Source organism: Massilia oculi (genome assembly GCF_017582745.1).
In the GTDB taxonomy this organism is placed as follows: Bacteria; Pseudomonadota; Gammaproteobacteria; order Burkholderiales; family Burkholderiaceae_D; genus Telluria; species Telluria oculi_A.
In genome coordinates this window covers 1-19,704 of sequence record NZ_JAFVIM010000039.1, presented here as the reverse complement: position 1 = coordinate 19,704, position 19,704 = coordinate 1, and the positions used below count along the sequence as shown (strand labels likewise).

At 63.0% G+C, this 19,704-nt stretch carries 24 protein-coding genes and 1 tRNA gene; 12 read left to right on the top strand and 13 right to left on the bottom strand.

Features of this window, described 5'->3' with window-relative positions; genetic code table 11:
• Positions 1 to 11 precede the first annotated feature (11 nt).
• The 9 genes from gspK to gpmA all read right to left on the bottom strand — a co-directional run bounded on the left by gspK (position 12) and on the right by gpmA (position 7,657).
• Positions 12 to 992 (bottom strand): type II secretion system minor pseudopilin GspK, encoded by a 981-nt coding sequence (gene gspK / locus J3U95_RS26780; RefSeq protein WP_208281570.1) that lies wholly within the window; start codon positions 990 to 992, stop codon positions 12 to 14.
• Positions 992 to 1,654, bottom strand: coding sequence for a PulJ/GspJ family protein (locus tag J3U95_RS26775; RefSeq protein ID WP_208281569.1), 663 nt, complete (start codon positions 1,652 to 1,654; stop codon positions 992 to 994). The genes gspK and J3U95_RS26775 overlap by 1 nt, the downstream gene beginning before the upstream one ends.
• Complete coding sequence (gene gspI / locus J3U95_RS26770; RefSeq protein WP_208281568.1) at positions 1,651 to 2,031, bottom strand: type II secretion system minor pseudopilin GspI; 381 nt, start codon at positions 2,029 to 2,031, stop codon at positions 1,651 to 1,653. Before gspI ends, J3U95_RS26775 begins: the two co-directional genes overlap by 4 nt.
• 14 nt (positions 2,032 to 2,045) lie before the next feature.
• Positions 2,046 to 2,525, bottom strand: coding sequence for a GspH/FimT family pseudopilin (locus J3U95_RS26765; RefSeq protein ID WP_208281567.1), 480 nt, complete (start codon positions 2,523 to 2,525; stop codon positions 2,046 to 2,048).
• 12 nt (positions 2,526 to 2,537) lie between these two features.
• A complete protein-coding gene (gene gspG / locus J3U95_RS26760) occupies positions 2,538 to 2,975 on the bottom strand; it encodes a type II secretion system major pseudopilin GspG (protein ID WP_208281566.1) in 438 nt (145 codons plus the stop codon).
• A gap of 194 nt (positions 2,976 to 3,169) precedes the next feature.
• Positions 3,170 to 3,940 carry a HesA/MoeB/ThiF family protein gene (locus J3U95_RS26755; RefSeq protein ID WP_208281565.1) on the bottom strand — a complete coding sequence of 257 codons (771 nt, stop codon included), beginning with the start codon at positions 3,938 to 3,940 and terminating at the stop codon, positions 3,170 to 3,172.
• A 15-nt stretch (positions 3,941 to 3,955) separates the two neighbouring features.
• On the bottom strand, positions 3,956 to 5,425 hold the full coding sequence (locus J3U95_RS26750) for a S41 family peptidase (RefSeq protein ID WP_208281564.1): 1,470 nt from the start codon (positions 5,423 to 5,425) through the stop codon (positions 3,956 to 3,958).
• A gap of 12 nt (positions 5,426 to 5,437) precedes the next feature.
• Positions 5,438 to 6,868 (bottom strand): murein hydrolase activator EnvC family protein, encoded by a 1,431-nt coding sequence (locus tag J3U95_RS26745; protein WP_208281563.1) that lies wholly within the window; start codon positions 6,866 to 6,868, stop codon positions 5,438 to 5,440.
• Between the two features lie 42 nt (positions 6,869 to 6,910).
• On the bottom strand, positions 6,911 to 7,657 hold the full coding sequence (gene gpmA, locus J3U95_RS26740; RefSeq protein ID WP_208281562.1) for a 2,3-diphosphoglycerate-dependent phosphoglycerate mutase: 747 nt from the start codon (positions 7,655 to 7,657) through the stop codon (positions 6,911 to 6,913).
• Positions 7,658 to 7,748: 91 nt separating this feature from the next.
• Between gpmA and J3U95_RS26735 the strand changes: the two genes are divergently transcribed.
• The 5 genes from J3U95_RS26735 to J3U95_RS26715 all read left to right on the top strand — a co-directional run bounded on the left by J3U95_RS26735 (position 7,749) and on the right by J3U95_RS26715 (position 10,647).
• On the top strand, positions 7,749 to 8,150 hold the full coding sequence (locus J3U95_RS26735) for a rhodanese-like domain-containing protein (protein ID WP_109345534.1): 402 nt from the start codon (positions 7,749 to 7,751) through the stop codon (positions 8,148 to 8,150).
• Between the two features lie 47 nt (positions 8,151 to 8,197).
• The gene (grxC, locus tag J3U95_RS26730) at positions 8,198 to 8,461 is read left to right on the top strand and encodes a glutaredoxin 3 (protein WP_005663754.1); all 264 of its coding nucleotides are present in this window, start codon (positions 8,198 to 8,200) and stop codon (positions 8,459 to 8,461) included.
• Between the two features lie 135 nt (positions 8,462 to 8,596).
• Complete coding sequence (gene secB / locus J3U95_RS26725; protein WP_159628228.1) at positions 8,597 to 9,058, top strand: protein-export chaperone SecB; 462 nt, start codon at positions 8,597 to 8,599, stop codon at positions 9,056 to 9,058.
• A gap of 125 nt (positions 9,059 to 9,183) precedes the next feature.
• Positions 9,184 to 9,597, top strand: coding sequence for an SH3 domain-containing protein (locus J3U95_RS26720; protein WP_208281580.1), 414 nt, complete (start codon positions 9,184 to 9,186; stop codon positions 9,595 to 9,597).
• Positions 9,598 to 9,615: 18 nt separating this feature from the next.
• Positions 9,616 to 10,647, top strand: coding sequence for an NAD(P)H-dependent glycerol-3-phosphate dehydrogenase (locus tag J3U95_RS26715; RefSeq protein WP_208281561.1), 1,032 nt, complete (start codon positions 9,616 to 9,618; stop codon positions 10,645 to 10,647).
• Between the two features lie 57 nt (positions 10,648 to 10,704).
• Here the strand turns inward: J3U95_RS26715 and J3U95_RS26710 are convergent, their stop codons facing one another.
• The 4 genes from J3U95_RS26710 to mscL are packed head-to-tail and all read right to left on the bottom strand — an operon-like array spanning position 10,705 to position 13,399.
• Positions 10,705 to 11,055, bottom strand: a complete 351-nt coding sequence (locus J3U95_RS26710; protein ID WP_208281560.1) for a cupin domain-containing protein — start codon at positions 11,053 to 11,055, stop codon at positions 10,705 to 10,707.
• Between the two features lie 11 nt (positions 11,056 to 11,066).
• The gene (locus J3U95_RS26705; RefSeq protein WP_208281559.1) at positions 11,067 to 11,765 is read right to left on the bottom strand and encodes a DUF2461 domain-containing protein; all 699 of its coding nucleotides are present in this window, start codon (positions 11,763 to 11,765) and stop codon (positions 11,067 to 11,069) included.
• A gap of 27 nt (positions 11,766 to 11,792) precedes the next feature.
• A complete protein-coding gene (locus tag J3U95_RS26700) occupies positions 11,793 to 12,938 on the bottom strand; it encodes a Do family serine endopeptidase (protein WP_208281579.1) in 1,146 nt (381 codons plus the stop codon).
• 38 nt (positions 12,939 to 12,976) lie between these two features.
• Positions 12,977 to 13,399: a large conductance mechanosensitive channel protein MscL gene (gene mscL / locus J3U95_RS26695; RefSeq protein WP_208281558.1), complete on the bottom strand. Its 423-nt coding sequence runs from the start codon at positions 13,397 to 13,399 to the stop codon at positions 12,977 to 12,979.
• Positions 13,400 to 13,622: 223 nt separating this feature from the next.
• Here mscL and petA point away from each other — a divergent pair, with 223 nt between their 5' ends.
• The 7 genes from petA (at position 13,623) to J3U95_RS26660 (ending at position 19,467) form a co-directional block, all read left to right on the top strand.
• A complete protein-coding gene (gene petA, locus J3U95_RS26690; protein ID WP_071360824.1) occupies positions 13,623 to 14,237 on the top strand; it encodes a ubiquinol-cytochrome c reductase iron-sulfur subunit in 615 nt (204 codons plus the stop codon).
• Position 14,238: 1 nt separating this feature from the next.
• Positions 14,239 to 15,651, top strand: a complete 1,413-nt coding sequence (locus J3U95_RS26685; protein WP_208281557.1) for a cytochrome b — start codon at positions 14,239 to 14,241, stop codon at positions 15,649 to 15,651.
• Between the two features lie 28 nt (positions 15,652 to 15,679).
• Positions 15,680 to 16,444, top strand: coding sequence for a cytochrome c1 (locus tag J3U95_RS26680; protein ID WP_208281556.1), 765 nt, complete (start codon positions 15,680 to 15,682; stop codon positions 16,442 to 16,444).
• A 119-nt stretch (positions 16,445 to 16,563) separates the two neighbouring features.
• Positions 16,564 to 17,175 carry a glutathione S-transferase N-terminal domain-containing protein gene (locus J3U95_RS26675; protein WP_005663771.1) on the top strand — a complete coding sequence of 204 codons (612 nt, stop codon included), beginning with the start codon at positions 16,564 to 16,566 and terminating at the stop codon, positions 17,173 to 17,175.
• Positions 17,176 to 17,304: 129 nt separating this feature from the next.
• Positions 17,305 to 17,805 carry a ClpXP protease specificity-enhancing factor gene (locus tag J3U95_RS26670; RefSeq protein ID WP_208281555.1) on the top strand — a complete coding sequence of 167 codons (501 nt, stop codon included), beginning with the start codon at positions 17,305 to 17,307 and terminating at the stop codon, positions 17,803 to 17,805.
• 27 nt (positions 17,806 to 17,832) lie between these two features.
• Positions 17,833 to 17,908 (top strand) — tRNA-Thr (locus J3U95_RS26665).
• 110 nt (positions 17,909 to 18,018) lie between these two features.
• Positions 18,019 to 19,467 carry a DUF6538 domain-containing protein gene (locus J3U95_RS26660; protein ID WP_307728415.1) on the top strand — a complete coding sequence of 483 codons (1,449 nt, stop codon included), beginning with the start codon at positions 18,019 to 18,021 and terminating at the stop codon, positions 19,465 to 19,467.
• The last annotated feature ends 237 nt before the right edge of the window (positions 19,468 to 19,704 follow it).

The window sequence follows — 19,704 nt, the reverse complement described above, 5'->3', positions numbered from 1 at the left end:
CTCGCTTTCTTCTAGTTCTGGCGGGTCCAGATCACGTTTACACCACCACCGGCGGCGCCAAGATTGGTCAGGCTGCCTTTCTGCACGAGCGACTCCGCGTCCAGCGCCGCGCGATCCAGCCGGATGCGGCTCTGCACCAGGAAATAATTGCTGGTGATACTGATTTTCGGTTCTCCCTGCGTCTCGCCCCTGCACTGCAATTCGGTATTGAACTGCTGCACGTCATTCCACGGCACCCGCTTGCGCTGCTCGACCAGGGCATTGGCCTGGGAGATCGAGCAACCAGGCAAGACCGCCGCCAGTACCTCGGCCGGCGCCGTGTTCACGTTCACCGTCGTCCCTTGCGCCGGCAGCACGATCACGAACGGGCGCAAGGCCTCGACCGTCTCGGGCTTGACGCCCGGCACCGCCAGCAAGTCGTCCACCCGCAGGATCGGCATCGGATTGCCCTTGCGTGGCGTCTGCGTGGTCTTGTCCGCATCGTCCTGATCCAGCGCCAGCGCCTGGCCGGCGGCGACGAAATCGGCGATCGGCCGCGCCAGCCGCGGCTCTTGCCGCACATTGGTCAGCAGGCGGCCAAGCACCTCGGTCTCCACCGGGTCGCGCTTGCCGCCCGCAGCCAGGTTGTTCAGATTGTATCGCGCCGTAGCGTCGTATACCTGACCCGACAGGGATGCATTGAAATTTTCTCCCTGCACCCGCTCACGTTCGATGTATTGGTCGAGCCGGGTCTCGGCCAGGGGCGTGGCCCATATCTGCTCGAGCGAGATGCGCCCGCCGAAGGGCTGGCGCAGGATCACGCTGGCCCAGTCGAGGGCGCCGCGCTGGATCCACTTGGTCTGCAGCTGCAGGCGCTGGTTTTCCATCGAGCGCACCTGCACCTGCTGCTGCCAGAACAGGCTGGCGACGATCGAGATCGCCAGCGTGGTCAGCAGCAGGGCCGTGACCACGGCGACGCCGCGCTGGCGGCGTGGATGGTGCAAGCGCCGCATCAGGTGCCTCCCAGCAGGAAGGACTTGACCATCGGCTGGCCCAGGCCCTGCACGGTGAGCGCCACCTGCACGCCGGTCGGCTCGCGCGAGCGGGCCGGGCCCAGGGACGGATCGATAGGCGGGGGTTGACCCTCGCCATTGCCGCCGACCGCGGTCGGCTCATTACGCCAGGCATTGTTTTGCCAGCCCTGCACCTGCATGCCGGTCACGCCGACCTGCAGCGCAACCGACGGCGAATTCTCGGCCGGCGCATCGGATGCGATCGCCTGCCACAGCTGGGCGATGTGGTCGAGGTCGCGCGTGCCGGGCGACTCGCGCCGCATCAGCTGGCCATTGACCACGCGGTAGCTGACCACCTGCAGGCGCGACGGCTCGTGTTCGACCAGGACCTTGCGCACCAGGGTCAGGCGGTCGGCGTCCCACAGCAAGGCCGGGCGGCCGCGCATGATGTCGTTGCCGGCCGCGTTCTCGCAATCGTTCTGCATCTGGGCGAAGGCCAGCTGCATGCCGCGCGTGACTTCCATTTCTTGCGTGAGCGCCACGCGCGCGCGCACGATGCCGTCCAGCCCGCGCCAGCCGAGCACGGCCACCATGGCGAGGATGCCGATCGCCACCAGGAGTTCGACCAGCGTGAAGCCTGCATGCCGCGAGCTGGCGTTCATATCGGGGAAGGCCTCAGGACCAATTGGATGAGTTTGACAATGCGGCGCCCCGGGTTGTCGGCGTCGAACACCGAGACTTCGATCCTGCGCAACAGCGGGTTGGGACTGACCAGCACTTCTTCTTCGCATATCAGGTTCAGGTCGCCTTGCGGGCAGGGAAAGCTGCGCTTGCCGATCTCGGGAAATTCGCGGCCCAGGCGGATCTGCACCAGCCGGTTCTCGGCCGACCAGGTCGCCATCATCGAGGCGCGCAGGCCGGCGCTGTTGGACGTCAGGCTGCCCACCGCGCGCAGGCCGGCGGCCAGCGCGGTGCCGACGATGACCAGCGCCACCAGCACTTCGAGCAGGGTGAAGCCAAGGCCTCTGCGAGACGGCATCATGATCCTCGACATCATTCGACGGTAAAGTGGCCGACGCCGTCGGCGCGGATCGCGACCGCATTGGCGCCCGAGGCCAGGGTCAGCACGAAGGGACGGTCGACCGGCTCGCGCCCGAAGGTGATGCGCAGCATGTCCGGGCCGCCGGTGCCTGATGGTTCGAGCACGAGCCGCAGCGGCGGATTCTTGAAGCTGCGCTCGCGCAGCAGGTCGTCGCGCGTGACCGGCTCCCAGCCGGTGTCGCCGCGCACCATGAAGCGGTAGCGCTCGCCGTTGGCCTCGAACGCGACCAGGCGGTTACGCACGATGGCTTCGTCGCGCGCCAGCTGCAGCAGCAGCGCGATGCGCTTGGCCTCGTTCTCGAGGTCCTGGCGCGGGCTCGGGAGGGCGTTCAGCGTAGCCAGTCCCAGCGTGATGCCGATGATGACCATCACGACCAGCAGCTCCACCAGGGTGAAGCCGGAGGATGCGCCCCGCGCGCGCCAGGCCGGCATGGGAAGGATGTCTTAGTGCCAGGAACCGACGTCGGCGTCCTCGCCGGTGCCGCCCGGTTGGCCGTCGGCGCCGTAGGAGAACACGTCGATCTCGCCTTTCACACCCGGCGACAGGTACTGGTAGGGATTGCCCCACGGATCCTTCGGCAGCTTCTCGATGTAGCCGCCTTCTTTCCAGCCGTTGGCGGCCGGGCCGGAGGTCGGCTTGGCGATCAGGGCATTCAGGCCCTGCTCGGTGGTCGGATAGCGCTGGTTGTCGAGCTTGTACAGCTTGAGGGCCTGCATCATGGTGGCGATGTCGACCTTGGCGGCAGTGACGCGCGACTCGCCCGTGCGGCCCAGCAATTTAGGCACGACCAGTGCGCCGAGGATGCCGATGATGACCACGACGACCATGATCTCGACCAGGGTAAAGCCGCGGGCGCGACGTTGTGTACGTTGGAAATTCATATGCAGTGTGATTAGGCTGGTGAATCGGTGGAGCCGGGACAGTATAGGGCCGAAATATGACAAGATAATACTGCGGATGAATCTGCGTACAAAATTGTGCGAATGATTACATCGCTACCGGCGGCGGGTGTGCAATTGTAAGCTACCTACGCTCGTCATGACACCTTGGATCCGTACCCTTAAGCCGCCCCTCATCAAACCTCGTTCGGTCCGCTACCGCGCGTGGCGCATACCGGACAAGCGGCATTGCGCGCCACCTTGACGCCAGTCCACTCCATGAATTTCCCGTCCAGCATGAGCAGGCGACCGACCAGGGGCTCGCCGATGCCCGCGATCAGCTTCATCGCTTCGGCGGCCTGGACCGCGCCGACGATGCCGACCAGCGGGGCGAACACCCCCATGGTGCTGCAGGCAACGTCCTCAAAGCCGCTGTCTTCAGGGAACAGGCAGGCATAGCACGGGGCGTCGGGCTGGCGCGGGTCGAATACGGACAGCTGGCCATCGAAGCGGATCGCCGCGCCCGACACCAGCGGCACGCCGGCCGCGACGCAGGCGCGGTTGACGGCGTGGCGGGTAGCGAAGTTGTCGCTGCAGTCGAGCACGACGGTGGCCGTGCGCGCCAGCGCCAGCAGGCGCTCGGGGCCGGCCCGTTCGTTCAGGGCGACCACATCGATCTCGGGATTGATCGCCAACAGGGCCGCGCGCCCGGAATCGACCTTGGGCTGGCCGATGCGTTCGGTCGTGTGCATGACCTGGCGCTGCAGATTGGTGAGGTCGACCGTGTCGTCGTCGACCAGGGTGATGCGGCCGATGCCGCCAGAGGCCAGGTAGAGGGCGGCCGGCGAGCCGAGGCCGCCGGCGCCGATCACCAGGGCATGGGCCTCGAGCAGGCGCTGCTGGCCTTCGATGCCGATGTCGTCGAGCAGGATGTGGCGCGAGTAGCGCAGGAGCTGGTTGTCGTTCAAAGGGTCACCCCGACATCATTTCTTCGGCGGCGCTTTCAATTCAGGCAATTTATGCTCCGCCCCCGGCAGCGGCGCCGGCGCGGGTTTGTCTTCGTCGGGCACGCCCTTGGCCAGCTGCACCGGCAAGCCCTTGAAGTGCTTGATCGCCTGCGCCAACTGAAAATCGTCCTGGCCGCCGAACTCGATCGGCTTGCGGTCCTTCAGCAGGGCCAGTGCGCGCTGCTGCTGCGCGAGACTCGGGTTCTGGTCCTTGGGCGCGGCTTCCTTCTCGCCTTCGGCCGCCAGGTGGCGCTGCAGGTCCGCTTCGCGCACGCGCAGCGCATTCAGCAGGTCGCCCTCGGCGCTCTCGTCCACGCGCAGATCGGGCTCGATGCCGGTGGCCTGGATCGGCCGCCCCTTCGGCGTGTAGTAGCGCGCCGTGGTCAGCTTGATCGCGGTGTCTTCCGACAATTGCCGCAAGGTCTGCACCGAGCCCTTGCCGAAGGTGCGGCTGCCCATCACGATCGCGCGCTGGTAATCCTGCAGGGCGCCGGCCACGATTTCGGAAGCCGATGCCGAGCCGCCGTTGACCAGCACCACCATCGGCACGGATTTGAGGCCGGCCGGCAAGCCCGCCAGCGGGTCGCCGCGCTGGGCGTAGAATTCGCGCCGGCCATAGAAGTCCTGGTTCGAATCCGCGATCTGGCCCTTGGTACTGACGATCACCTGGTCCGGCTGCGGCAGGAAGGCCGCCGAGACGCCGATCGCGCCCGGCAGCAGGCCGCCCGGGTCGTTGCGCAGGTCGAGCACCAGACCCTTGATGTCGGGTTGTTCGGCGTACAGTTCCTTGGTTTTCTTGGCCAGCTCGTCCAGGGTGTTTTCCTGGAACTGGCTGATGCGCAGCCAGGCATAGCCGGGCTCGACCATCTTGGCCTTGACGCTGACGACCTTGATTTCCTGGCGCGCGATCGGCACCACCCAGGGCTTGTCTTCGCCGGGACGGGCGATGGTGAGCGTGACCTTGCTGCCGACCTTGCCGCGCATGCGCTTGATCGCCTCGTCGGACGACATATTGCGCACGGGGACATTGTCGATGCGGGTGATCAGGTCGCCCGGCTTGATGCCGGCCTTGAAGGCGGGCGTATCCTCGATCGGCGACACCACCTTGATATAGCCATCCTCGTTCGAGATCTCGACGCCGACGCCCACGAACTTGCCCTGCACCGCTTCGCGCATGTCGCGGAAGGCCTTCGGGTCGAGGTAGACCGAGTGCGGGTCGAGCGAGGCGACCATGCCGCCGATCGCTTCCGACAGCAGCTTCTTGTCTTCCACCGGCTCGACGTAGTCGGTCTTGATCAGGCCATACACGTCGGCCAGCTGGCGCAGCTCGTCGAGCGGCAAGGGCGCGCCGGCCTTTTGCGCATGGGCAGACAGCTGGAACGATGCCGCCACGCCAACCAGGACGCCCACGCCGACCAGCCCGAAATGCTTTGCTTTCATGCCCATGTTGTACCTTGTTTAGAACCTGACCCAGCCTGCGGGATCGATCGCCTTGCCGCGATGCCTGAGCTCAAAGTATAGCCCCGATTCCTCGTTGCCACCGGTATTGCCGGCACTGGCCACCGCCTCGCCGGCGCGCACGCTGTCGCCGGGACGTTTGAGCAGCGACTGGTTATTGCCATAGATCGACAGGTAGCCGTCGCCGTGGTCGATGATGATCAGGTTGCCGAAGCCGCGCATCCAGTCCGCGTGCACCACCCGGCCCGGCGCCACGGCGCGCACCTCGGATCCTTCGGCGGCCTTGATGAAATTGCCCTTCCAGGTCGGACCGTCGCCGCGGCGTCCGCCGAAACGGGCCGCGACCGTGCCGTTGACCGGGCTGGCCATGCGGCCCTTGAGCGCGGTGAACGAGCCGCTGGCTGCGGCCGGCCCCAGGATCGGCGGCGGCGGCTCGCTCGCCCGGGTGTCTTCCTGGTCCGGCTCCTGGGCCAGGATCGGCGCTTCCTTGATCGGCTCGGGCATCGGTTGCGGCTTGGCGCCCGGCTTGGCGTTCGCGCGCGCGATGCGCTCGCGTTCGCGGTCGCGCTCGGCCTTTTCGGCCGCCGCTTTCGCACGCGCGGCCGCCAGCGCCTTCGCCTTGGCCTCGGCTGCTGCCTTGGCTTTGGCGCGCGCGGCGGCCAGGGCGGCCTGGCGCTTGCGTTCGGCTTCTTCCTGCTCGCGGATCAGGCGTTCGAGGCGGGTGACCAGGCCCGACATGCGTTCTTCGTCCTGCTCCAGGCGGTCGGCCTGCTTGCGCTGGTCGGCCAGGCGGGTCGACAAGGTGTTGAGCAGCGCGGCGCGCTTGGCTTTTTCCTTTTCCAGCAGCGCCTTCTGGTCGAGCTGCTCTTGCGCGATTTCTTCCAGCTCTTGCTGGGCGTTCTCGACCTTGTCGCGATTGGCCTCGACTTGCGCCAGGTTGCCGCGCAGCGAGCCGAGCAGGCGCGCCTGGGCCTGGGAGACATAGGCCATCAACTGCAGGTCGCGACTGATGCGGTTCGGGTTGTCGCCCGACAGCAGCAGCTTGATCCGGTCTTCGTTGCCAGCCACATAGTGTTCGCGCAACAGCTTGGCCAGCTGCTTTTGCTGGGCAGCGATGGTCTGGTTCAGCTGTTCCTGCTGCGCGGCCAGTTCTTGCAGGCGCGTGTTGGTGGCGCCCTGCTCTTCCTGCAGGTCGCGCAGCGCCCGGTTGGCGTCGGAAATGGCGGCCTCGGACTCGGCCAGCGTGTCGGCCGCGTCTTCCTTGGCGCTTTCGGTCTGGCTGATGTCGCGCTTGATCGCCTGCAGCTTTTGCTGGATGCCGGCGCGCTGCTTCTCGGCCGCCGCCTTCTGGCGGCTGCGCTCGGTCTGGCGCTGGGCCCAGGCATCGGTAGAAAACGCGCCGGACAGCGCGACCGCCAGCAACGTACTCAAGAGTACGCTGCCGGCTCCCTTCGTGAATGGCAAATGCAAGACTTACTTTGCCTTCCCTTGGTTGGCCACGGCCGCCATGGCGGCAGCGATCGCTTCCTGGTCGCCCAGGTAGTAGTGCTTGATCGGCTTCAGGTCGGCGTCCAGCTCATACACCAGCGGCTGGCCGTTGGGGATGTTCAGGCCGACGATGTCGGCGTCGCTGATATTGTCCAGCATCTTGATGATGGCGCGCAGGCTGTTGCCGTGGGCCGAGATCAGGATCTTCTTGCCGGCGCGGATCGCGGGGGCGATTTCGTCGTTCCAGGCCGGCATCACGCGCGCTACGGTGTCCTTCAGGCATTCGGTCAGCGGGATCTGCTCGTCGGTGAGCGTCGCATAGCGCGGGTCGCCGAACGAGGTGCGTTCGTCGTCCTTCTCCAGCGCCGGCGGCGGGGTGTCGTAGCTGCGGCGCCAGACCAGCACCTGCTCGTCGCCGAACTTGGCGGCGGTCTCGGCCTTATCGAGGCCCTGCAGGGCGCCGTAGTGGCGTTCGTTGAGGCGCCAGTCGTTCTTGACCGGCAGGTACATCATGTCCATCTCGTCCATTGCCAGCCACAGGGTGCGGATGGCGCGCTTGAGCACCGAGGTATAGGCCACGTCGAAGGTGAAGCCGGCTTCCTTGAGCACGCGGCCGGCGGTTTTCGCCTCGGCCACGCCTTTTTCGGTCAGGTCGACGTCGGTCCAGCCGGTGAAGCGGTTTTCCAGGTTCCAGGTGGATTCGCCATGGCGCATGAATACGATCTTGTACATGTAGCAGTCTCTTCTCGAAAAATTCTGGTTGAAGTCCGGTCCGGCATCTATTTTATAATGCCCCGATTCAGTTCAACCAATCGGAACCCTTGTGAATTTCTTACTCGATAATATCTTCGTTGTTGCGATCGCCGTGATTTCGGGTGTCGCCCTGCTGTGGCCGGCATTGGCGCCGCGCGGAAAACGCGCGACGCCGCTGCAGGTGACGCAGATGATCAACCGCGGCAAGACCACCGTGGTCGACGTACGCAGCGCGGAAGAATTCGCGGCAGGCCACCTGCGCGACGCGAAACACATCCCGCTGGCAGACTTGGGCAATCGCATCGGCGAACTGGACAAGTCGAAGAACCGTACCGTCGTGGTGGTGTGCCAGACCGGCGCCCGTGGCGACAAGGCCGCACGCCAATTGCAGGCGGCCGGCTTCGAAGACGTCCACAGCCTGGAAGGCGGCCTGACGGCCTGGACGGCTGCAGGACTGCCGGTCACCAAGTAAACCCGCCGGCCCGGTGTTCGGGCCCGGCAGAAACGAAAGGATTCAGCATGACAGCCCACGTCGTTCTCTACCACACCGCAGCCTGCCCTTATTGCGTGCGCGCCGAGCGCCTGCTCGAAGCCAAGGGCGTGCACGACATCGAACGTATCCGCGTCGACCTCGACCCGGAACAGCGCCAGATCATGATGCAGCGCACCGGTCGCCGCACCGTGCCGCAGATCTACGTTGGCGACACCCACGTCGGCGGTTTCGACGATTTGTATGCGCTGGACCAGGCCGGACGCCTGGACCCGATGCTCAAGGGCGAGTAAGCTAATTGGGCTGAACGCGGCGGCGGGCGGCAAAGCCGCTATTGCTTCCAAGTTGGTTTTGCTACAATTGTCGTCGCGTTTGACCCAAGCACCCGGGATGGCCAGCCGTTCCTCACTATTATTAGAAAGCGTTCCATGTCTGACGAAACTCTGCAACCAGTATTCCAAATCCAACGCGTCTACCTGAAAGACATGTCGCTGGAGCAACCGAATTCGCCATCGATCTTCCTGGAACAGGAAGCGCCGGCAATCGAAGTGTCGCTCGACGTCGGCGCCGAAAGCATCGCCGAAGGCATCTACGAGTCGACCGTGACGATCACCGTCACCGCCAAGGTCAAGGACAAGGTCGCGTTCCTGGTGGAAGGCAAGCAGGCTGGCATCTTCGAAGCCCGCAACATCCCTGCCGAGCAGATGGATCCGCTGCTGGGCATCGGCTGCCCGAACATCATCTACCCATACCTGCGCGCGAATATCGCCGACGTGATCAGCCGTGCCGGCTTCCCGCCAGTGCACCTGGCCGAGATCAACTTCGAAGCGTTCTACCAGCAGCGCGCCGCGGCCATGGCCGAAGCAGCTGCCGCCGCACCGGCAAACTAAGCATCACCATCACGGACGCGGCCCAGGTCGCGTCCGTGCCAGCCCTCCGGCGTCGCGGTTCCACCTACAACCCCAGGCCCGCCATGCTCCCTTCCCGACTTCTTGCAGCTGCTCCACTGTTGGCAATGACAGTGCTGGCCGCGCCAAGCGCTCACGCCTTCGATTTCAGGACGGTCGGCACCGCCCCGGCGATCCTGTACGGGACGCCATCGGCCAAGGGAAACAAACTCTATCTGGCGCCGCCCGGCATGCCGCTGCAGGTCATGATCGCCTATGGCGACTGGGTCAAGGTGCGCGACATGAACGGCGACGTGGCTTGGACGCCGGCAAAATCGCTGGCTGTGCAACGCAATGTGCTGGTACGCACGCCCGGCGGCCGGGTCCATTCCGGCCCCGATGAAACCTCGGCGGTCCTGATGACTGCCGACAAGGGCGTTTTACTTGAACTGGTCGATCCCCATGCCCTCGTCTGGGCGCGCGTGCGCCATCGCGACGGCATCATCGGCTATATCAAGGTCTCGGACATCTGGGGCCTGTAAATCCACTCCAGGAGTTCCATGCAACAGAACAAACCCAATACCAAGATCACCGTCCTCGGCGCCGGCGCCTGGGGCACCGCCGTCGCCATCGCCCTGGCCGCGCGCCACGACGTGCTGCTGTGGGGCCGCAATCCCCAGCAGATGGCGGATACCGATGCCGCGCGCGACAACCTGGCCTACCTGCCGGGCCATCCGCTGCCGCCCGCCTTGCGCGTGAGCGCCGACTTCGAGGCGGCGATCGCCCATGTGGCCTCCGGCCGCGAAGAAGACGCGCCGCTGCTGATCCTGGCCTGCCCGGTGGCCGGCCTGCGCCCGCTGCTGGAGCAATTGCGCGGCCGCGCCATCCCGAACGTCGTCTGGCTGTGCAAGGGCTTCGAAGCTGGCACCGGCCTGTTGCCGCACCAGGTGGTGGCGCAGGTGCTGGGCGACAGCGTGCCGGGTGCGGCGCTGTCCGGCCCTTCCTTCGCCCAGGAAGTGGCGCGCGGCCTGCCGTGCGCGCTGACCGTGGCATCTTCGAATGCCGAACTGCGCGAGCGGGTGGTGGCGGCGGCCCATGGCGACAACCTGCGCGTCTACTCGCACGACGATCTGGTCGGCGTGGAAGTGGGCGGCGCGGTCAAGAACGTGATGGCGATCGCCACCGGCGCCGCCGATGGCCTGGGCCTGGGCCTGAATGCCAGAGCCGCGCTGATCACGCGTGGCCTGGCCGAAATCACCCGCCTGGGGCTGGCGCTCGGCGCGCAGCCGGGCACCTTCATGGGCCTCTCGGGGATGGGCGACCTGATCCTGACCTGCACCGGCGACCTGTCGCGCAACCGTCGCGTGGGGCTGGCGCTGGCCGAGGGCAAGGCGCTGGACACGATCGTGGCGGAACTGGGCCATGTGGCCGAAGGCGTGCCGTGCGCGAAGGCCGTGCGCGAACTGGCGCGCCGGATGGAAGTGGACATGCCGATCACCGAGGCGGTGGCCAGCGTGCTGTTCGACGGCGTGGATGCGGCGCAGATGGCGGCGCAGTTGCTGGCGCGGGATCCGCGGGTGGAGTTGGCGTGATGATTTGACCGAGCGGCCGCGGCACGTAGGATCGGCGGCGGAGCCGCCAACCCTACATTACGTTGGGCCGCCCGAACGTTCGGGTCCCATCAGGATGGTCATTAGCGCCACCGCATCCGACACGGCGCGGATCGTATGCGGCACGCCGCCCGCCAGATAAACCATCTCGCTCGGTTGCAGATTGGTGGTCTTGTCGTGCGCATCGACCGCGATCTCGCCTTCCAGGCACACGATGGTCACTTCGCCATCGACCCGGTGCTCGGGGATCGGCCGTTCGACCGGCAGCACCAGCCGGATCAGTTCCATATGCTCGGTCTTGACCAGGGCCACCGAGGTGAAATGGGCGATGTCGTCGTCGCCGCGTTGCAAAGCAATCTTTTCGCCGGATACTGCGTGATGCAAGGCCATGTCGCCCTCCTCTATGCGTTTGTCGCTTCCTCTTGCGGTTCCGGCACGCTGCGCAGCCAGCTGACCAGCGCATAGGCGTCCTGGAATCCTTGCGCCAACCGCGGCACCAGTTGATCCGGTGCGTTCAGGTCCAGTTTCACCTCGGTCCACACAAAGAAGCTTTTCAGTTTCAGGTAATCGACATGCGGGTGGTCGGGATCGAAGCCCTTGGGAGGACGCTGCAACTTGTCCTCTTCCAGCATGTCGTTATAGGTGGCGCGAAGATTCTTATTCTTCAATACTTTGGCGAAACCCGTCGCATCGTTGACCACGTGCTCGCGGATCGCCTTCAGGCGCGGCGCCGGCGGCAGGTACTCGCCCACGCCGAAGCCCAGCGTGCCATCGCGTTCGATATGAAAATAATAGGTCGAGCCGCCGCCCGCGCTCGGGCGGCGCTTGTCGTGCGGGGTGATGCCGGCCGAGAACCGGGTTTTATAGGGCGTCTTGTCCTTCGAGAAGCGGGTGTCGCGGTGGATGCGGAACATCGCCTTCTTGGGATTGCAGGCCGCCACCTGCTTATCGAATCTGGTCAGGGCCTTGATCAGTTCGGTGACCGTTTCCTCGAATTCGGTGCGCAGGATGTCGTAGCGCGGCTTATTCCAGAGGAACCAGGGCCGGTTATTGTTTTCGCTCAGTTCGGTGAGAAATTGCGTCAGGTCGCGCAGATGCATGGTGGTCCGGGGTATCGATAGAAAAGTTCAGGGCGCCTGGCGCGGCCGGCGGCCCACGGTCACGTCGACCGTGGCTTCGCGCCGCTTGCGCAGGATCGTCATTTGCGTCTTGGCGCCAGGTTCGAGCTGGGCGATCAGGTTCAGCATCTCGCTGGTGTCCGCCACCTGCTCGCCGCCAACCGCCACCAGAATATCGCCCGGCAAGATGCCGGCGCGATCGGCCGGCCCGCCGCGCACCACGCCGGCGATGATGGCGCCGCTGCGCTTGGCCAAGCCAAAACTGTCGGCCAGCTCGGGCGTGATGTCCTGCGATTCGATGCCGATCCAGCCGCGCACCACGCTGCCATGCTTGACGATCGAATCGAGCACGGTCTTGGCGGTGGATACGGGAATCGCGAAGCCGATCCCGACCGAGCCGCCGGTCTGCGAATAGATGGCCGCATTAATGCCCAGCAAATGGCCATCGGTATCGACCAAGGCGCCGCCCGAGTTGCCGAAATTGATCGCGGCATCGGTCTGGATGAAATTCTCGAAATGGTTGATGTGCAGGTTGTTGCGGCCCAGCGCCGAGATGATGCCCAGGGTGACGGTCTGGCCGACGCCGAACGGGTTACCGATCGCCAGCACCACATCGCCCACGCGCGCGCCCTCGGGGTCGCCCAGCACCATCACCGGCAGGTTGCGCTCGCTCACGCGGATCACGGCCAGGTCGGTCTCGGGATCAGTGCCGACCAGGCGCGCCGTGGCCTTGCGGCCGTCGGCGAGACCGACCTCGATCGCGTCGGCGCCATCGATCACGTGGAAATTGGTCAGGATATAACCGTCGCTGCTGACGATGACGCCGGAGCCGAGGCTGGCCAGCTGCTCGTCGGGCGGCGCGCGGTCGCCGAAGAAACGGCGGAAGAACGGATCTTTCAGCAGGGGATGCGATTGGCGCGAAGCCTTGCTGGTATAGATATTGACCACGGCCGGCATCGCCTTGGCGGCGGCATCGCGGAAGCTGCCGGCCGCCGCCCGCGGCGGCGCCTGCAGCATCGGCACCGGATTGCCCGGCGTGCCGACCGCGACACTATCTGGCCTGTCGAGCCACTCGGGCCGCAGGGCGGCCACCACGAACCAGGCCGCCAGCGCAATCGTCACCGCTTGCGCGAACAGCAACCAGAAGCGTCGCAGGGGATGCGGACGCCGGAGTTCGTGGACCAGGTCGTCTTTCACTTTTTGAGGGAATCCCGGATTTCGCGCAGCAGGACGATATCTTCCGGCGTGACTGGCGCCGCAGCCGGCTTCGGCTCCTCGGCCGGACCGCGCAGGCGGTTAATCACGCGCACCATCTGGAAGATGATGAAGGCCAGCAGGATAAAGTTCAGCAAAATGGTCAGGAAATTACCGTATGCCAACACAGCACCGGCCTTTTGCGCCTCTGCCAAGGGGAGGTTATAGCCTTGGTTATTGAGAGGAATATAATAGTTGGCGAAGTCGAGGCCACCGAGCACGGCGCCGATCGGCGGCATGACCACGTCCTTGACCAGCGAGTCGGTAATGCGCGCGAACGCGCCACCGATGATCACACCGACGGCAAGGTCAATGACATTGCCGCGCATCGCAAACTTCTTGAACTCTTCCATCATCGCCATTTGGGACTCCCTCGTTGTTGTTGATACAAGCCTTTGCATGATACCCGAACGCTCCAAAGGCTGTCTTTCGGCCAAATGCTGCAAGAGCACAAAAGACCATTCTGCCAAAGCGTGTAGCCCAGACAATTTTTTTCCCTCAGGTATTGCCGTTCACATATAATTTTGGATGCTGGAAGCTCGCTATTAATTCTTAAAATTCGTATATTCACGGAGTGGGGTTGGTATGAGTAATGAAAAGCAGGTCGATCCGGGCCGACGCGGATTGCTGGTCGCGACATGTGCGGCCGGTGGCGTCGTCGGTGTGTCCACGGCGGGAGCCCTGGTCAGCACCTTCCAGCCTTCCGAGCGCGCAAAAGCGGCGGGAGCCCCGGTTGAAGTCGACATCTCCGACGTCGCTCCCGGTGAAATGAAAGTCGTCGAATGGCGCGGCAAGCCGGTCTGGATCTTGCGCCGCACACCCGCAATGATGGCCACGCTCGAGAAGGACCAGGGCGAACTGGCCGATCCCGCCTCCGACAATGTGTTCCAGCTGCCGATGCCGGAATACGCCAAGAATCCGTTCCGCTCGCGCGCCGAGCACAAGGAAGTGCTGGTCACGGTCGGCATCTGCTCCCACCTGGGCTGCTCGCCCTCTTCCCGCCTGGCCTCCGGCCCGCAGCCGAACCTGCCGGACAACTGGCCGGGCGGCTTCCTCTGCCCCTGCCACGGTTCGACCTTCGACCTTTCGGCGCGCGTGTTCAAGAACAAGCCGGCGCCGACGAATATGGATGTCCCTCCGTATATGTATCTGTCCGATAACAAGCTCGTGATCGGCAAAGACGAGAAAGGCGAGGCATAAGATGGGCGCATTCAAGGAGACCAAGCTGCCGGCCGACGCACCGGTGGCCCAGAAAGCCCTGGCCTGGGTCGATGACCGCTTCCCCGCATCGAAGCTGTGGAACGATCAATGGGGCAAGTACTACGCCCCCAAGAATTTCAACGTCTGGTATCTGTTCGGTTCGCTGTCGGCCCTGGTGCTGGTGCTGCAGATCGTCACCGGCATCTTCCTGACGATGCACTACAAGCCGGACGCCGCGCTGGCCTTCGGCTCGGTCGAATACATCATGCGTGAAGTCCCCTGGGGCTGGCTGGTGCGCTACCTGCACTCGACCGGCGCCTCGGCTTTCTTCATCGTGGTCTACCTGCACATGGCGCGCGGGCTGATGTACGGCTCCTACCGCAAGCCGCGCGAGCTGGTCTGGCTGTTCGGCTTCGGCATCTTCCTGTGCCTGATGGCCGAGGCCTTCTTCGGCTACCTGCTGCCATGGGGGCAGATGTCGTACTGGGGCGCCCAGGTGATCGTCAACCTGTTCGGCGCGATCCCCGTGATCGGCGAAGACCTGTCGCTGTGGATCCGCGGCGACTACGTCGTCTCCGACGCCACCCTGAACCGCTTCTTCGCCTTCCACGTGATCGCACTGCCGCTGGTGATCCTGGGCCTGGTGGCCGCCCACCTGACGGCGCTGCACGAAGTCGGCTCGAGCAACCCGGACGGCGTGGAGATCAAGGAAACCCTGGGCCCGGACGGCCATCCGCTGGACGGCATCCCGTCGCACCCCTACTACACCACCAAGGACTTGTTCGGCGTGTCGGTGTTCCTGCTGCTGTTCTCGGCGGTCGTGTTCTTCGCACCAGAGATGGGCGGCTATTTCCTGGAGTACAACAACTTCTTGCCGGCCGACTCGATGAAGACGCCGCCGCACATCGCGCCGACCTGGTACTTCACCCCGTTCTACTCGGTGCTGCGCGCGACCACGGCCGACTTCATGTACGTGCTGATGATCGGCATCGCCCTGTACGTGGCCTTCATCTGGCTGAAATCGCGCCTGCACTTCCGCACCAAGGCGATCATCGCCGTGGTCGGCCTGCTGCTGGTGATCGGCATGCTGCCGCAGGTGCTGGACGCGAAATTCTGGGGCGTGGTGCTGTTCGGTTCGTCGGTGATGATCATTGCCGGCCTGCCTTGGCTCGACCACTCGCCTGCGAAATCGCTGCGCTACCGTCCGAGCTGGCATAAATGGATCTATGCCGTCTTTGCGCTCGTGTTCGTGACCCTGGGCTACCTGGGCACCCAGCTGCCGACCCCGGCCTTCACCATCCTGTCGCAAGTGTGCACGCTGGCCTACTTTGCGTTCTTCCTCCTGATGCCATGGTGGAGCACGATGGGCACCTTCAAGCCGGTGCCGACCCGTGTCACCTTCACCCCGCATTGATCACCGGACAAGAGCACAAGGACACGACATGAAATTGTTTGCAAAGAAACTGATTGCAGTCCTGGCGCTGGTGCCGGGACTGGCTTTCGCCGCCGAGGGCGGCATCCCGCTGGACCGTGCACCGGACCGTAATGACATGGCGTCGCTGCAGAATGGCGCCAAGATCTTCGTCAACTATTGCTTGAATTGCCATGCGGCAGCCTCGATGCGCTACAACCGCCTGCGCGACCTGGGGCTGTCGGAAGACCAGATTCGTGACAATCTGTTGTTTTCTGCCGACAAGGTCGGCGACATGATGACGACGGCGATGCGCCCGAAAGATGCGGCGGCCTGGTTTGGCGCGGTGCCGCCGGACCTGTCGGTGATCGCACGCGCGAAGGCGTCGCCGGTCGGCTCGGGCGCCGACTACCTCTACACCTATCTGCGCAGCTTCTACCAGGACGAAACCCGTCCGACCGGATGGAATAATATGGTGGTGCCCAATGTTGCGATGCCGCATGCGATGTGGCAGCAGCAGGGGATTCGTACCGCCAAGTTCGCCGAAGAGGCCGATCCGCATGAGCCGGGCAAGATGGTGCACAAGTTCGCCGGCTTCGAGCAAGTGTCGCCCGGCACCATGAGCCAGCAGGAGTTCGATGCAGCCACCGCCGACCTGGTCGCGTATATGGTCTGGATGGCCGAACCGGCCCAGGCCACCCGCAAAAAGCTGGGCGTGATCGTGCTGCTCTTCCTGTCCGTATTCGTCTTTTTGACCTGGCGTTTGAACGAATCGTACTGGAAAGAAGTGAAGTAATTCGTTTTCCTTGCCCGGTTGGCTATAATACGGGCAATCATTTTTCTGGGGTGAGTGTTAGGGAGCCACTAAAGTTCCCCTGGCGCTACACCCCTTTGTTTCTTAAGGAACTATAAACCATGATGGTTCTCTACTCCGGCACCACGTGCCCGTTCTCCCAACGCTGCCGCCTCGTCCTGTTCGAAAAGGGCATGGACTTCGAAGTGCGCGACGTCGACCTGTTCAACAAGCCGGAAGATATTTCGACCATGAACCCGTACGGCCAGGTGCCGATCCTGGTCGAGCGCGAACTCATCCTGTACGAATCGAACATCATCAACGAGTACATCGACGAGCGCTTCCCGCACCCGCAACTGATGCCGGCCGACCCGCTGATGCGCGCCCGTGCCCGCCTGATGCTGTTCAACTTCGAGAAAGAGCTGTTCGTCCACGTGCACACGCTGGAAAGCGAGCGCAACAAGGCGAACGACAAGAACCACGACAAGGCCCGCGCGGAAATCCGCGATCGCCTGACCACGCTGGCTCCGCTGTTCCTCAAGAACAAATACATGCTGGGTGACGAGTTCTCGATGCTGGACGTGGCGATTGCCCCGCTGCTTTGGCGCCTGGACCACTACGGCATCGAGCTGTCGAAGACCGCGGCGCCGCTGATGAAGTATGCGGAGCGTATCTTCTCGCGTCCGGCGTACATCGAGGCGCTGACCCCGTCCGAGAAAGTGATGCGTCGTTGATGTGTTCTGGGGTGGGATTTTTGTATCCTGCCCTGTTCGCTGTATCGCTTCACACGCGCCGGTTTTGGACGTCCGTCGGACGATTCCGGTAAACTGGCGCAAACGCCTGTATTTCTAGACAACATCACCATGGCAGAGATCTCCACCAAACCCTACCTGCTGCGCGCCATCTACGAGTGGTGCACGGACAGCGGCTTCACGCCCTATATCGCCGTCAAGGTCGATGGCGGGACCACCGTGCCGATGGAATATGTTCGCAAGGGCGAGATCATCCTGAACATCAGCTACGGCGCGACGTCGGGGCTGAAGATGGACAACGACGCGATCCACTTCCGCGCGCGCTTCAATGGCGTGTCGCGGGAGATCTATATCCCGGTTCATAACGTGTTGGCGATTTATGCCAATGAGAATGGGCAGGGAATGGCGTTCGAGGTGGGTGCTGCGCCGGAGGCTGATGAACAGTCGTCGGGTGCTTCCGTTGAGAGTGCGCCGGCTGCGCCTGCCCTGTCGGCGGTGCCGTCGAAGGGTGTGGATTCGCCGGTGGTGGCGGATGCGCCGCCCACTGCTCCTGGTGGGGATGATGAGCCGCCCAAGAAGGGTGGACGGCCGACCTTGACCCGGATCAAATAGCGTATAATTGTTGTTCAACGATCATGTGCCGACTTAGCTCATCAGGTAGAGCAGTTGATTTGTAATCATCAGGTGGCGGGTTCGAGTCCTGCAGTCGGCACCAGTTTCACTTCCTCAAGTTTCGTAAGTCATTGATTTAAATGGGATTTATGGATAATTTCAGTACGAGTGGTATCACATTTGGGTTCATACCCGTATCACTCATGCTGACATATGCCACAATTTCCCCTATCCCCTACTGTTTCCATCAAACTGAAACACGTCTGGAAGAAACCTAACAGTTCTCTTCTCTATTATCGTCGCCGCATCCCTGATGACATTAAACCCTTGCTGGAAGTCTCGGGGTCTAAGTGGGCTGGTCGGTCGCAAATTGTAATCAGTCTTCAAACTACGGACCCTAGGGTGGCAGCCCCCATGGTTGCCAAGCTGGCAGCACAGCACGACGAGGAATGGGAACAGTTGCGTAAGCCCTCCAAGGCTGGCACGGTGGTTCAAGCGGAATCGCTACTCAGGAATTGGGGGATTGACCCTACTGCGCCCAAGCAGGATGAAGAGGCACTAGGCCATTTCTTCGATAGCGTTGAGGAAAGTCTCCCCCGCAAGGTAAAGGACGATCTACAAGAAGCCTACGAACAGGGTCACCCGATCAATCCAAGGCGGGATATTGATCCCCATCTGTCGCCTGCTGTTGCTACGGCGTTCCAGATCGCCCAAGGTCGCAGGGAGTTCACCCTAAGCGACTGCCGTGAGCAGTATTTTGCGTCCCGTACAGCGAAAAGTGCGAGGTCAGCAAAGATTGCCTTTGGGTATCTGATGGATTTCTTTAAATCGGACCTGCCGCTCGGGTCGATCCGTCGGCAAGATGTAAATGAATTCGTGAAGTGGCTATTGGCTGGTGGACACAACAAGGACGGTAAGTCGATTACGACCGCGACTGTTTCACGCTATTTAAATGGCATCAATGCTGCGGTAAAACGTGCCATCAAGGAAAACGAACTCGACATTAGGAATCAGTTTTCGGGCGTAGAGATTCCTAATGCTGGCAAGGATTCCGAGAAGCGCCTTCCTTTTGAAATGAACCAGTTGAAATCACTGCACCATGCAGTGGATGAATGGGTTATCAAGAAGAATGGCTGGGACCAGCCCCGCTGTGTCATTTCAATCGTGGCTGAAACTGGCTGCCGATTGGGAGAAATCGCAGGCTTGGCATCCTCCGATGTTTATCTGGATACCGAAACTCCCTACATCGACCTCAAAGTGCACCCTTGGCGCTCACTGAAAAATGATAAGGCCACTGTGCGTAAGGTTCCCCTGACGCCTCGCGCTATTGAAGCTATTAGGGCTGCCCAAGCCCTCAGCAATGATTCCGAATTCCTGTTTCCCCGTTACACTACTGCAACGAAGTGCAATGTCAATTCGATTTCGGCAACCCTGAATAAATGGATCAACAACCGTGCTGGCCTTGAAGGATCGGGACTGACTTGCCACAGCCTACGGCACTCCATGAAAGACCTCTTGCGTGCGGTTGAGTGTCCCGATTCCGTTCAGGATCAAATCCTTGGGCATACGACGCAGGGGAATGGCGCTCGGTATGGGCAAGGGTATCGTTTGGACCTGCTGGCTCAATGGGTTCATAGGGCTGTTGAACCTGTATGGGTTTAGGAGGCTACGGGACGCCCTATACGGCGCTTTCAGAATGCTGGTTGGGAACGGTCCAATATGTGTTGAAGCTGCTTAAAACGCTTCTAATCGTGTGCATACGTCCCATCTGGCGATGGCTTTGTTGCACAAATCGGCCCATCAGCGGCCGAGGCGCAGCACGGGTAAACTGACGGCATGATTGCTCCCGTAAAGCTGAAGTACCGAACGACCAACTGGAAAGACTACAACGCGGCATTG